Consider the following 13,250-nt stretch of genomic DNA (forward strand, 5'->3'; position numbering starts at 1 on the left):
CGAGGATCTAAGCACATATCGTAAAATCAAAAGCTTGCAGATCCCAGGGACAAGCCCGAGGATGACAAAAGTGACGTGCTCGACGTTTTTAAGAAAAGCTGCTTTGCTGCATTGCAGTCCCGATGCTGCTCAAAGGCTTACTTGCGCAGAACGTGCAGCATGCCCTTGCGCTTGGCGTCGTAATAATAACCGCGTGCATAAAGCCTGACAGCATTGTCCTGGTTGTTGTCGGCAACAAGCCAGGCGCCGCTCAGATATTTGACGGCATATTTGAGGTTGGTTTCGGCATCGAACAGGCCAGAGGCGGGGCCATCAAAGCCCATGGAGCGGGCCGTGGCGTGCTTGATCTGCATCAGGCCGAAGTGGCCGCCATTATAGGCGCCGGGATTGTATCTGCTTTCACGCTGCACCACGCGATGCACCAGATCTTCCGGCACATTATACATGACAGCGTATTTCGAAATAAGCCCGCTCAGCTTTTCACGTCCGGCCGGCGCGGATTTGTACGGCGCCGTCATCGTTTCGTTCTGCCGGATAGCGGCAAGGGCGGCGTTGGTCGGGCCGGCCGCATAGGCCAGAACCGTGCTGTCCGGCTTCGGCAGTGGAATGACTTTGCGCTCCGCGGTCAGTTCGGTACCGATCGACGGTGTTCCGGGCGGCGGCGGTGCGGGCGGGAAGCTGCCCTTGACGGCAACCACCTGCGGCAGGTCGGCGGCAGAGTTGTGGGCCGCCGGTTTCGCGGCGGCACTTGCGGTTTCGATCGCTGCGGCTGCCGGCGTTGTGGCGTGCGGTGCAAGAGCCGCAGCCGTCGTCGGCGCGGCTGTCGTTACCGTTGCCTGCGCGACCTCTGTCTGTTGTTGCTGTGGCTGCATTTGGGTTGGGCTCGCCACTGCCGCTGCAATTTCGGCTGCCGGCGGCAGCGCCACGCGGCCACCCTTGACGGCAGCGACGGTTGGAAGCGATTCGGGCTGGGAAGAGGCTGCCACGTCAGTGGCATGTACTGCCGGTGCGGCGGTATCAGCCGGGGTACCAGCCGTTTCCGACTGTGCGGAGGCTTGTGCCGGTGCGGTCTGGTTGACTGCGGCTATTTTCGGGCCGTTCGGCCCTTCCTTTGCGGCATATTCGACGCTGGTGCATCCGGCCAAAGCCAGTGCAAGGCCCACCGTGGAAGACAGAAGAAGTGCGCTTCTTCCGCGGAATTTTGCCGAATTTCGCATGTTGCCGCCTTCGTTATGCCTGTCTGTCGATACCCCCGCGTCGAGCGAAGCAGGCAGTGTCCCGTCGAGCCTTCATTAACCTATTGTAAGGATAGCGGCAAGCCGGGACGTGGCATCGCGGTTTTTCAGGCGGCGATGCGGCGGTATCCGGCGCTGACGGCACGGCCAGAAATGAAGTGAGTGCGGTATTTCGGCCGGATTTTTTTGTTGCCGGACATGCGGCGCACCAGTGCCAGCGTGGAGCCGGCAAAGAGTGCCTGCGCTGCCAGAATGCCAAGTGCCAGCAACAGGATTGCGGCCTGCGCTACGGCCAGCGTTTCGACCGCATTGCCGGAGGTGGAAACGAATTGCGGCAACAGTGCCAGGAAGAACATGAAATAGCGCGGACGCAACGCTGCAATGGCGTAGCAATCACGGAAAATGCCGCTGGATGATTTGCCGGGCAGATTGTCATTGTCTGCATTGGCTGCCTGGGCGGCGGGGGTGGCAAAGGTCCATAACAGGAAAAGAATCAGCCAGCCGATACCCGTCCACTGAACGATTTCCACAAAGGCATGCGGCAGATAGGCAAGGCCAGCCGCTGGAATCGCGGATATCGTCATGGCTGTGACGATGCCAAGCGCGCCGCCAGTGACGGAGGTAAACACCGTTTTTCTGCCGCGGATAGCGGCATACGAGGCGACAGAGAATACAAGGGGAGAGGGAAGTGCGAACACAACGGCACATGCTGCACAAAAAACCAGCCACGCCTGTCCAGACATTCTCTTCCTCCTTGCCCTCCCTGTCGCCGCTTTATCCAGCCTATCGTAAAATTAGGCCGCTGTGAACGGTTGACCGACGTGTTCCATCACTTCGGTGAACCATTTTGCAGACAGGTCGAAATGCTTTCCGCCCTTGATACGCGGAAACTCGATGGTCCGCAATTTACCCTTTTGGTCTTCGTCGTGGCCGGTGACGCCCGAGACCTTGTTCAGCGCGCTTTCGACGGCAAGATCGACCATGCCCTGGATGAGGCGCAGATCATCGCCATTGGCGGGAGCGGAGCGGGCGAAGTAACCGGATTTCTGGACCATGGAGCGTTCGGCGCCGATGAGGCCGGCGAATTGCTTCTGGAACCAGCCGCCGACATTGATGGTGTCGATCTTCACATGGCCGAAGGCATCGCGCTTGACGGCCTCACCGGCGGCTTCGCGTTCGGCAACGATGGAATCGAGCCCCGCACCTTCGGAAACGAACAACGTGACGTAGCCGTGTTTGTCCATGATCGCCTTCAGCCGTTCGGCTTCCGCTTCGATGTCAAACGCCATTTCCGGCAGGTAGATGCCGTCTATGTTCTTCATCTGCGTGTTCATCATCAGTCCTTCGACATATTCATTGCCGTTGGTCTTCTGGATGTAGGCGCGGGCGGTCGCAGCCGTCAGCCAGCCGCAATGGCGGCCCATGACTTCGTGGATGACAAAGGTCTTCGGCGCAGCACTCTGCTCGTTGCTGACATTGTCGAAGAAGGAAGCGCCCACTTCGGCCGCGGTCCATGCGCCGAGCGACTGCCTGATCGGAACCACGTCGTTATCCACGGTCTTCGGCAGCCCGACGACGGTCAGATCGTAACCGTTGGCGCCGAGATAGGCGGCAAGGTCGGCGGCCGTCGTGTTGGTGTCGTCGCCGCCGATGGTGTGGAGAATGGTGATGCCGTCGGCAGCCAGCCGTTCGGCGGCAACGCGCAGCGGATTTTCACCCTCTTTCACCAGCCCGCGCTTGGCGCAATCGGCAGCGTTGGTGAGCTTTACGCGGCTGTTGCCGATCGGCGATCCGCCATAACGGTGCAGCAGATGCGCCTTTTCGCGCATGTCCTTGTTGATCTCGATCCGGTCGCCCAGAAGCACGCCCTGATAGCCGGAACGATAGGCCACAATGTCAATATCAGGCGCGACGTCGCTATAACGCTCGATCAGGCCGCCAACGGCTGAAGAGAGACAGGGAGCAAGGCCACCCGCGGTCAGCATTGCGACTTTCTGTTTGGCCATCGTGGCTCTCCTTTGCTTGGATAGAAAGATATGTCTGGCAAATGGATGCGACAGCCACGTGTAGGTGTAAAGTGAATTTATCACGAAAAATGCCGATTTCTCGCGGTTTTTCAGCAGCTTGGGCAAAGAAGCCGAATATAATCGTTTCAATCGCCTCCAACCTTGCACCAGGCTTCGCCGTCTGTGGAAAACCGTTGCTCTCCCGTTTGCCGCCCCCTTGCTCCTGAAGAAAAACTGTCGCAAAAATGAATAAAAGTTAATGCCGCAGCGGCGCCGCGCATATTGCATTCACGGCGATATGCCGTCATGCTTGGCGTCATGATGTTCGATTTCGCCTGTTTGCATATTTCATCCCTGTGGGAACGGCTGCTCGGCGCGATCGGTGACGCGGCAGGCAGCACGCTCGGTCGCGTGGTGGAGGCGATCCGCACCCTTTTCGAGGGAGATCCGGAGACCCGCCGCAAGGTTTCTTTTTCCGTGGCCATTATCGCGCTGTCGGCAAAGATGGCAAAGGCCGACGGTGTCGTGAACGATGCCGAAGTGCGCGCCTTCCGGCAGATTTTCGATTTTCCTGAAGAAGAAGCCAGAAACGTTGCCCGCCTTTATAATCTCGCACGCCAGGACGTTGCGGGATACGAGGCCTATGCCGAGCGTCTTGCCGGTCTTTGCGGCTCCGGCCATGACAATTGCGAGATGCTGGAAAGCGTCATCGATGGCCTGTTCCACATCGCCAAGGCAGACGGCTTGATCCACGAGCGGGAACTGGCGTTCCTCGGCCGTATCGCGGAAATCTTCCATATTACCGAAGATCATTTCGAAACGATCATGGCACGGCACGTTCATATGGATGGGCGCGATCCCTATCGCGTGCTTGGCGTTTCGCCCTCGGACGACTTTCTGGATATTCGCAAGCGTTACCGTTCGCTGGTTGCCGAGCACCATCCGGACAAGCTCATCGCGCGCGGTGTGCCGATGGAATTGCACGCTGCCGCGAATGAGCGTATGGCGGCTCTCAATGCCGCCTATGAGGCCATCGAGAAAGAACGCCGCGTCGCATGAGTGAATTTCTGCCGGATTTCAACCCGGATTTCGGGGGCGCAACCGTTGCGCCTTCTCCCAACCATGGCGAAAGACAGGGCGTGGAAGGCCCGGATATCATTCTCCTGCACTATACCGGCATGACAACAGCCGATGGCGCCCTTTCGTGGCTCTGCAATCCCGAAAGCCAGGTCTCCAGCCACTATTTCGTTTTTGAAGACGGGCGTGTCATGCAGCTTGTTGCGGAAACTCGCCGCGCCTGGCATGCGGGCAAAAGCAGCTGGGCGGGGGAGGCGGACATCAATTCCCGCTCCATCGGGATTGAAATCGCCAATCAGGGCCATCCGGGCGGCCTGCCGGAATTTCCGGAAAAACAGGTGGCTGCCGTCATCGAATTGTGTCGCGATTGCGGCCAGCGGTGGTCTATCGCCCCTGAAAGGGTGCTTGCGCATTCCGATGTGGCGCCGATCCGCAAGGTTGATCCGGGTGAAAAATTCCCATGGGACATCCTGTCGCGGCACGGTGTCGGTCATTGGGTGGAGCCTGCGCCGATCCGCGGCGGACGTTTTTTTCAGCGCGGCGATCACGGCCAGCCGGTGGAAGCGCTCCAGTCCATGCTATCCATTTACGGATATGGCGTTGAAATAACAGGCGCATATTGCGAAAAAACAGAAGGTGCCGTGGCCGCCTTTCAGCGGCATTTCCGCCCGGCGCTGGTGGATGGTATCGCGGATTTTTCCACGATTGACACGCTGCATCGGCTGATTGCCAGCCTTCCGAAATTTTCGGCCGTTTGAACGCCGTCTCTGGAAAAGCCTTCCCCGTTTCCCGGTCGCGCAAGTCGATTTTTTTGTTGTGCCACAGTTAATCCGCATTGAGGAAGTCTAAGAGCCGCAGTGGACGCGGTGCTGTTCTTCAGGGGAGCTTGCCGTCAATATCAATCAAGGAGACTGGACGGTAGAAGGTCGTAATCGACTTTCCGCGCGCTGGACGTTTTTATCGTTTCATTGTTCCGGTTATCCGATCTGGAGACTATTTCAACAGATGAACAGAGTTTTTGTTGCTGTCGCAGCGGGCGTTGCTATGCTCGTTTCGCAGGCGGGGATTGCTTTTGCCAAAGACGAGGACGTCAAGACCAAAACCGTGACGCTGGGGACCTTCTTCCGTACGCCCGGTTATCCCGTTCCCGAAAAGAGCCTGCCTTCGTCGCTCAAGAACGACTATTCCGATCTGATCGTCAAATATGCCAAGCGTTACGGCGTCCCCACCAATCTGGCCCATGCCGTCGTTTCTGTAGAAAGCAAATTCAACCCTAGGGCTCGCGGCAGCGCAGGCGAGGTCGGGCTGATGCAGATCAAGCCGGCAACGGCGCGCATGATGGGCTTTCGCGGCACGACCAAAGCCCTCTTCGACCCCGAGACCAATATTCGCTGGGGCATGCAATATCTGGCAACCGCCCACCAGCTTGGCGGCGGTGAGGTTTGCAGCACGATCCTGCGTTACAATGCCGGCCACGGCGCCACCCGCATGAACCCGGTGTCCAAGCGTTATTGCGGCAAGGTCCAGGCGCTTCTGGCCAGCTGAGATCCTTTGCTCAAGCGTGTCGTGATGTCTCAGATTGGCGATAAGCTTTAAGTCCTTGTTTTATCGCATCTCGTTATTGCAAAAACGCTGCACGCTCTTGCGCGATGTGTTTCGGACGTCACGAAAATCGATTCCGGTTTTTGCGTGCATGCTGTAGTCAGGAGCAAACCTGATGCGGAGCATGACATGCCGGATTTCAAATATATCGTGGTCGGTGCCGGAATGATGGGTGCGGCGGCAGCGAGACACCTTTCAGCGCAAACGGATGGCGTGGCGCTGATCGGGCCGGATGAACCCGCCGATCGCAAGACCCATAACGGTGTGTTTTCAAGTCACTATGACGAGGCGCGCATCACCCGTGGTTTCGATGGCGATCCCGTCTGGGCGGAGCTGGCGCAACGCTCCATCCGGCGCTATGCCGAGATCGAAGCAAAAAGCGGCATCCGTTTCTTCACCGAAGCGGGCTGTCTGTTTACCGGAAACGGCAAGGGGCTTGCTGGAGACTACGTTTCGCGAGCCTTGGTCTCGACTGACCGCCTTGGTCTTGGCGTGGAAACGATCGGAAGCGATGCGCTGGCTCCCCGGTTCCCGATGTTTTCCCTGCCGTCGGATCACGACGGTTACTTCGAGGCGCAGAATGCCGGCCACGTCAATCCGCGTGCGCTTGTGAGGGCGCAATGCACGATTGCTGCTGCGCAGGGCGCGCGACTGTTCCGCGAGACGGCGGCGCATGTTCGCGATACCTCCCAAGGTGTGGAAGTTTCCACCAGGGAAGGGGCCGTACACACGGCCGAAAAGGTCATAGTGGCGGCTGGCGGTTTCACCAACATGGCTGATCTTCTGCCTTCCCCGGTCGATATGGCGGCAACGGGCCGCACCATCGTGTTTTTCGAACTGGACGAAGCAAGGCAGGCCCTCTTCGGCTCCATGCCCTCTACCATCGTGCTGGCGGAGACCGAGGACGATATCGTCTATATTCTGCCCCCTGTGCGTTACCCCGACGGCAAGGTCTATCTGAAGATCGGCGGTGAGAGCGAAAAGGGCAGGCTGGAAACGCTGGCCGAAGCAGTCGGCTGGTTTCATTCCGACGGCACGCCGGGCGAAGTGGAATTCCTGACGAAACGGGCGCTATCGCTCATGCCGGAACTTGCGGGCTGCCCCGTGACCTCTGGTTCCTGCGTCGCATCCATTACTCGTAGCGGTTATCCATATATCGGCTATACGCAATCTTCCAATATCGCGGTTCTGACCGGTGGCAATTTCGTTTCCGCCAAGTCTTCCGACGAAATCGGGCGGCTAGGCGCAGTGCTGCTTCTGGATGGCCAGCTGACCGAGAGTGATTTTGCCGCCGAAATGTCGCCGGTTTTTATCTGACATTCAGCAGCGAAGCGGCTACAAAATCGCAGCTGTACTAGAGCGGGTTGAGGCGAAGAGGCGGCATGTCGGGACATTTCAAATATATCGTTGTCGGTCGTGGCATGATGGGTGCTGCCGCCGCCCGCCATCTGGCGGAAAACACCGAAGGTGTGGCCCTGATCGGGCCCGGTGAACCTGCCGACATCAAGTCACATCCGGGTGTTTTCGCCAGCCATTATGACGAGGCGCGCATTACCCGCACCATTGATGGCGATGCGGACTGGGCACTGCTCGCCAACCGCTCGATCGCGCGCTACACCGACATCGCGGCAAGGAGCGGCGTGGAATTTTACGCTCCCGTCAGCTGTCTGATGGTTGGGCCTGAACGCGGTGGCGACAATCCCTTTGTCGACAACGTCTGTGAGGCAGCGGCGCGTCTGCGGGTTTCCACGGAAATGCTTGACGACGCAGGTCTGAAAAGCGCCTTTCCCTATTTCTCCTTCGAGCCGGGCTGCGAGGGCGTGTTCGAAAAGGACAATGCCGGTTACGTCAATCCGCGCGCGCTGGTGAAGGCGCAGAGCGTTCTGGCAGACAAAGCCGGCGTTACGCTCATCGACGATATAGTCGTCTCGACGCGGGAAGAGGCTGGCCGTGCACGCGTCGAGACGGCCTCGGGTTCGGTTTATACGGCAGACCGGGTGCTGGTCGCTGCGGGTGGCTTCTCGATCACGAAGGATTTGTTGCCGCAGCCCGTAGCTCTCAATGTCTATGCGCGCACCGTCGCCTTCTTCGAGGTAGACGAGGCGGAGCTGGGACAATATGCGGGCATGCCGTCGCTGATTTACGAGCCGCGCGACACGACGAAACATATCTATCTCCTGCCGCCCGTCCGTTATCCCGATGGCAGGTTCTATCTGAAAATAGGCGGCGATCCCGATGATAAGAAGCTCGATAGCGATCCCGAAATTCGCGCATGGTTCCGTTCCGGCGGGCGCGAAAGCGTTCGCGACCATCTCTCCGCCATCGTCGGGACCTTGGTGCCATCCATCGACCGGTCGCGCATTTCCATGGCCGCCTGCGTGGTGTCCAAAACGCCGGGCGGTTATCCGGCCATCGGCTTTACGACGTCACCACGCATTGCGGTTCTGACTGGCGGCAACGGTACGGCGGCCAAGAGTTCCGACGAGATCGGGCGGTTAGGCGCCCTGTTGCTGCGGGATGGAAAAATTGGAGACGACGCCTATGCAACGGATTTCAAGCCTGCATTTCTTTGATCTTCCGTTACGCTTTTCGGTGGCTTTCGCCAAAGAACATGGGTATTGACGCCATGCCAGTTGGCTGGGCAGCCGCGCTTTACCAATGTCGAAAGACGGTAAGGTGAGGAAAGTCCGGGCTCCACGGAAATACGGTGCCGGATAACGTCCGGCGGGGGCGACCCCAGGGAAAGTGCCACAGAGAGCAAACCGCCATGCCTGGCATGGTAAGGGTGAAAGGGTGGGGTAAGAGCCCACCGCGCCGCTGGTGACAGTGGTGGCAAGGTAAACCCCACCGGGAGCAAGACCGAATAGGGATGACACGGGGCGCGGGCGAAAGCCTTCGTCTACAGCCGGTTTCCGGGCCCGTCATCCGGGTGGGTTGCGAGAGGCGGCATGCAAATGCCGTCCCAGATGAATGGCTGCCACGTTCCGGGTCAAACCGGGGCCATACAGAACCCGGCTTACAGGCCAACTGGCGATTTTCCTGCCGCTTTTTTCGGTGGCGATCAGCCCTCGATGATATGGGGAACGTAGCGGGAGAGATTTGCGGTGATAGGTGACGCGTCCTCGCGAATCCCGAGCCCGCAGGGCCGATCGGCGACGATCCAGCTTCCTAACACGGCGTATCCGAAATCGCTCTTGAACAATGGTGCGTAGGCCTGAAAAACATACCCCTCTTGGCCATAATTGCCGGGGGCCGATAAAATTTCGCGTCGGTTTCGATAAAGGCTGACATTTTCGCCTTCACGCGAAAGAAGCGGCTTCACCACGTAATCCTGCAATTCATATATTTCAGGATCGTCCGGGAAGAAACTCGGGAGCAGATTCGGGTGATTGGGATGCCGCTGCCAGAGCAAAGGCAGCAGGCCTTTGTTCGACAGCACGGCTTTCCAGGCCGGCTCGATGAAAATATCGCCTTGTGCAGGCAGATGCGTGGCAAAGGATTCTCGTAACATGTATTCCCAGGGATAAAGCTTGAAGCAGCGTTCGATGACGCGACTTTGAAGGTCAGCATAACGCCCGCACGCATCGATGCCGATGTCTCTGATATCGAGGAATTGGGCACGGTGGCCCGCCTGAATGGCGCAGTCCATGAGATAAATCGTCGTACCGCAATCCTCGGCGTTGTCGCTCACCGCCGCGAAATGGAAAATCCTGTCTCGCGAGAATTGCCCGAAGGCCTCAATCAAGGCTTCCTGAACCGAGTTGAACTGGTCGGTTTGCGGCGGGAGCGTTCCAAGGGCGACCTGATCGGTCAGCCAGTTATATTGGAAATATGCCGTTTCGAATACGGAAGTGGGCGTGTCGGCGTTGTATTCCAGCAGCTTTGCAGGGCCATGCCCGTCATAGGCAAGATCGAAGCGGCCATACAGGTGGCGGTCGCACCGCCGCCAAGAATTTCGAATGACATCATGGTGATCGCGGGGGATGGCAAGACGGGTTAAAGCCTCCTCACTGTGTACGATGTCGGCGACAAGATCCATGCACATGTCGTGCAGGATCTGGCTCGGTTCTTCGATGTCGCGCTCGATTTCAGCCAGTCCAAAGCAATAGGCTGCATCGTCCACCCAGTAAGGCTCGCCATGCATTTCATGGAAGGAGAAACCGACAGCATTGGCTTTCTCGCGCCAATCCGGGCGCGGCGGGACTGTGATGCGGCGCATGTCAGCTTCCTGAAAAGGAGTAGCCGCCGAATCCACCACGGCCCTTGACGTTCGTTTTGGCGTTGGAAGTCTTCACGTCATTCGCTAGCGCGCCTCCTCCTGACGTGATTCCCCCGCCGCCTTGGTCCTGTTCACTGGCCGTCACATCCGGTATGACGAGGTCGCCGTTGCGTTTTCGATAGGCCGACATCGCACCGTTGGAACCCGACTCGCTGTTTTTCTGCCTGCGGCGATAGTTGCTGTAGTCGGCAAAGTTCTCGATGGACCGAGGCATAACAAAACCGGCGGGTGAGGGTGTGAAGACACCTATGCCGGTGGGGTTAGTGGAATTGAGATTTTGTTTCAGCTCAAAGCAGTTTCCCGCGCCGTATTCCATTTCACATGCGACCATATTGAGAAATTTAGGTGCAGTGGCGAGATGATGTTGGCCGGCGTCTTCGGATGCCGCTTGGCAAGCCTTGGGATAGACACCGGAGGCAACGCATTTTTCAACTGAGGTATAAAGAACCTCTTCCTCCGATGAAAAAGCCATAAAAAGGCCTATTGCGGCAATCGTACCTAGGGCGAGACGCGGGTGTTCTGTCACGTCCAAATACATGTCTGTTCCTCAATAGGCCATGCAGGCGGCGTTTAAAATCCCGATGACCACAGCGATGCCGCCGCTCCAGAGCCCGGCCGCAACGTTATCCTCGGTGATTTTCAGGTGCAGGTCGGTCATGGAGAGTTTGGCGATGTAGAATGCGAGAACCTGTACCAGCAGGCCGATCACTGCCCAGACGATATAGTCGGGGAGGCTGACGGAATTAGCCGCCGCCGAGGCGAGCGGCAGGCTGAAGCCGATCAGTGCCCCCAAAAAAGCGACGACGGCGGCAAAGTTGCCGGCCTTGATCAACTCCCCCTCGCGGTGGGGAGTAAGGCGGGTGTAAATAGCGGAAAAGGTTGCCAGGCAGAGCAGGCCGATCAGAAAATAACTTAAGAAGGCAGGTAAGCCTGCCACGTAATTCGGCATTATTGTCTCACAATGAAAAACACAACTTCAGAAATCAAAATCAATTGAAAGTTTCAAAAGTCAAGCGTCGCGGCGTTGTTGTTTGTTGAGAGTGACGGTTCTGGCTGAGCGCAACATGCGCATTGCTTCGGCGTCAAATCGAACCTCTGCAACTGGTCTATCGCTAAATCACACAGATAGCCGTAACGCCAACCAAGCTGGCATTCCCACGGCAGCATCAGAGCGCCTTTTGCGATTTAACTGGCGCGTGTTCGGCGAGGGTCGCCAAGTATCTGTTTCGCAAGCAAAAAATGGGCATATCGACCCAAGTTTTATTTGTTTCCGCTGGCACATGAGTTCGCGAAGTAAACCATTCGTTAAACTTAACGGCTTATGAATTTCCGATGCGGAGTCGGTATCGTGCCGGCTTCTCCCATTGACGCCCATAGTGTCCCATGGTATCCCAAATGCACACCACACTGGGTCGTGTTTTTGACCCGCAATCGCTGAAACGAGTGAGGAGCCTGCAACGGGCTGCTGCAGGGCATGTCGCCCTGACGCTTGGCGATGTGTCGTGCGTACCGGTGTTGTCTGTGGGGCGGATGATTCGCTTTGCGGAATGCGGTTTTGGCGAGTTGAGTAATGGACCGCTTTTTATCGAACGTAACGAACAGGATCGACGCCAAGGGGCGCGTTTCGGTTCCGTCTCCGTTTCGTTCGGTGCTGGCACAGCGTGGGATTCAGGAGCTTTATTGTCTTCAGGATTTCGCGTTTCCGGCAATCAGTGTCGGCGGTCCGGATTTGCTGGGGCGCTACGAGCGGCAGATCGCGTCCATGGATGCCTTCTCGCCGGAGGCGAACGCAATGTCGCTGCTGGTACACGGCGGCGGCGTTTTCATGAAGCTCGATCAGGAAGGTCGGTTGATGGTGACGGATTTCGTCCGGGAATTTACCGGCATATCCACGGATGTCACCTTCGTTGGACGAGCGGATCATTTTCAGCTTTGGCAACCGCAGGCGTTTTTGGCGGCGCAGGCGGCAGCAAGAGCGGGGCGCGGTTTTTCGGCTGCACGCCCCGCATAGGACGGGGACACGGAATGGCGGCGAATTCTGGCGGGCGATCTTCTGATGCCGGTGAGGGACCTCAGCGTCACATCCCGGTCCTGCTTCGCGAAGTGATCGCTGCGCTCGAACCCGCATCTGGCAAGGTCATCCTCGACGGCACTTTCGGCGCCGGTGGCTACACCCAGGCAATTCTCGATCAAGGTGCCAATGTCATCGCGCTTGACCGCGATCCGAACGCGATCGCCGGCGGCCAGGCCATGGTTGCTGCAAATGGCGGCAGGCTTACCCTCATTCAATCGCAATTTTCCGATCTGGCAAGGCACGCGCCGGAAGGCGGTCTTGACGGCGTGGTTCTCGATATCGGCGTTTCCTCCATGCAGATAGACGAGGCCGAGCGCGGTTTTTCCTTCCAGAAGAACGGTCCTCTCGACATGCGCATGTCCAGCTCTGGCGTTTCGGCGGCGGATGTCGTCAATCGCGCCAAGGTCGGCGATCTCATCCGCATCTTCGGTTTTCTCGGCGAGGAAAAGCAGCCGGGCCGCATCGCCCGCGCGATTGAAAAGAGGAGGGCGGAAGAGCCCTTCCGCACGACGCGTGATCTGGCGGGCCTCATTGAAATCGTTACGCCGCGCAAGGCTAAAGACAAGATCCATCCCGCAACACGGGTGTTTCAGGCGCTTCGCGTTTTCGTCAATGACGAACTCGGCGAATTGGCGCAAGCCCTGTTTGCTGCCGAGCGGGCTTTGAAGCCCGGCGGCCGGCTGGTTGTCGTCACGTTCCATTCGCTCGAAGACCGCATCGTCAAGAAATTCTTCTCGGAACGTTCCGGAAAGGCGGCGGGTTCCCGCCATCTGCCGATGGTGGAAGACAAGCCCGCCATTTTCGAAAATATCGGCAAGCCGATGGTCGCTGCAAGCGACGAGGAGGCGGAGATCAATCCGCGGGCCCGTTCGGCCAAGCTGCGCGCCGGCCTGCGCACGGCGGCACCTGCCCGGGCGGCAGATTTTTCGATTTTCGAACTTCCCGATCTCGCCAGCCTTGAAAAGATGGGAGGCTGA

General features: G+C 58.2%; 13 protein-coding genes and 1 other RNA gene. 8 read left to right on the plus strand and 6 right to left on the minus strand.

Going from position 1 to position 13,250, the window contains the following annotated elements:
- Positions 1 to 137: 137 nt before the first annotated feature.
- From ACQZ63_RS16525 to ACQZ63_RS16535, 3 genes are all read right to left on the minus strand, one after another.
- Complete coding sequence (locus tag ACQZ63_RS16525; RefSeq protein WP_113556391.1) at positions 138 to 1,217, minus strand: lytic transglycosylase domain-containing protein; 1,080 nt, start codon at positions 1,215 to 1,217, stop codon at positions 138 to 140.
- Positions 1,218 to 1,342: 125 nt separating this feature from the next.
- Complete coding sequence (locus ACQZ63_RS16530; RefSeq protein ID WP_113556390.1) at positions 1,343 to 1,978, minus strand: LysE family translocator; 636 nt, start codon at positions 1,976 to 1,978, stop codon at positions 1,343 to 1,345.
- 51 nt (positions 1,979 to 2,029) lie between these two features.
- The gene (locus tag ACQZ63_RS16535; protein WP_003513264.1) at positions 2,030 to 3,241 is read right to left on the minus strand and encodes a pyrophosphate--fructose-6-phosphate 1-phosphotransferase; all 1,212 of its coding nucleotides are present in this window, start codon (positions 3,239 to 3,241) and stop codon (positions 2,030 to 2,032) included.
- Between the two features lie 318 nt (positions 3,242 to 3,559).
- On the opposite strand from ACQZ63_RS16535, the gene ACQZ63_RS16540 reads away from it, so the two are divergent.
- From ACQZ63_RS16540 to rnpB, 6 genes are all read left to right on the plus strand, one after another.
- Entirely contained in the window at positions 3,560 to 4,300 is a 741-nt protein-coding gene (locus ACQZ63_RS16540; RefSeq protein WP_013636520.1) for a J domain-containing protein, read from the plus strand.
- Positions 4,297 to 5,076: an N-acetylmuramoyl-L-alanine amidase gene (locus ACQZ63_RS16545; RefSeq protein WP_111790695.1), complete on the plus strand. Its 780-nt coding sequence runs from the start codon at positions 4,297 to 4,299 to the stop codon at positions 5,074 to 5,076. Before ACQZ63_RS16540 ends, ACQZ63_RS16545 begins: the two co-directional genes overlap by 4 nt.
- A 247-nt stretch (positions 5,077 to 5,323) precedes the next feature.
- Complete coding sequence (locus ACQZ63_RS16550) at positions 5,324 to 5,863, plus strand: lytic transglycosylase domain-containing protein (RefSeq protein WP_003513258.1); 540 nt, start codon at positions 5,324 to 5,326, stop codon at positions 5,861 to 5,863.
- Between the two features lie 186 nt (positions 5,864 to 6,049).
- The gene (locus ACQZ63_RS16555) at positions 6,050 to 7,237 is read left to right on the plus strand and encodes an FAD-dependent oxidoreductase (RefSeq protein WP_113556389.1); all 1,188 of its coding nucleotides are present in this window, start codon (positions 6,050 to 6,052) and stop codon (positions 7,235 to 7,237) included.
- Positions 7,238 to 7,302: 65 nt separating this feature from the next.
- Positions 7,303 to 8,493 (plus strand): NAD(P)/FAD-dependent oxidoreductase, encoded by a 1,191-nt coding sequence (locus ACQZ63_RS16560; protein WP_113556388.1) that lies wholly within the window; start codon positions 7,303 to 7,305, stop codon positions 8,491 to 8,493.
- 56 nt (positions 8,494 to 8,549) lie between these two features.
- Positions 8,550 to 8,955, plus strand: an RNA gene (gene rnpB / locus ACQZ63_RS16565) — RNase P RNA component class A.
- Between the two features lie 26 nt (positions 8,956 to 8,981).
- Here rnpB and ACQZ63_RS16570 read toward each other — a convergent pair.
- The 3 genes from ACQZ63_RS16570 to ACQZ63_RS16580 are packed head-to-tail and all read right to left on the minus strand — an operon-like array spanning position 8,982 to position 11,148.
- Positions 8,982 to 10,139, minus strand: a complete 1,158-nt coding sequence (locus ACQZ63_RS16570) for a glutathionylspermidine synthase family protein (protein ID WP_038491630.1) — start codon at positions 10,137 to 10,139, stop codon at positions 8,982 to 8,984.
- A 1-nt stretch (position 10,140) separates the two neighbouring features.
- Positions 10,141 to 10,737, minus strand: a complete 597-nt coding sequence (locus ACQZ63_RS16575; RefSeq protein ID WP_113556387.1) for a DUF1190 domain-containing protein — start codon at positions 10,735 to 10,737, stop codon at positions 10,141 to 10,143.
- Between the two features lie 9 nt (positions 10,738 to 10,746).
- A complete protein-coding gene (locus tag ACQZ63_RS16580; RefSeq protein ID WP_003513245.1) occupies positions 10,747 to 11,148 on the minus strand; it encodes a DUF350 domain-containing protein in 402 nt (133 codons plus the stop codon).
- Positions 11,149 to 11,769: 621 nt separating this feature from the next.
- Between ACQZ63_RS16580 and mraZ the strand changes: the two genes are divergently transcribed.
- The gene (gene mraZ / locus ACQZ63_RS16585; protein WP_113556386.1) at positions 11,770 to 12,210 is read left to right on the plus strand and encodes a division/cell wall cluster transcriptional repressor MraZ; all 441 of its coding nucleotides are present in this window, start codon (positions 11,770 to 11,772) and stop codon (positions 12,208 to 12,210) included.
- A 14-nt stretch (positions 12,211 to 12,224) separates the two neighbouring features.
- A complete protein-coding gene (gene rsmH / locus ACQZ63_RS16590) occupies positions 12,225 to 13,250 on the plus strand; it encodes a 16S rRNA (cytosine(1402)-N(4))-methyltransferase RsmH (RefSeq protein WP_013636514.1) in 1,026 nt (341 codons plus the stop codon).

It is taken from the genome of Agrobacterium sp. CG160-95, assembly GCF_053521725.1.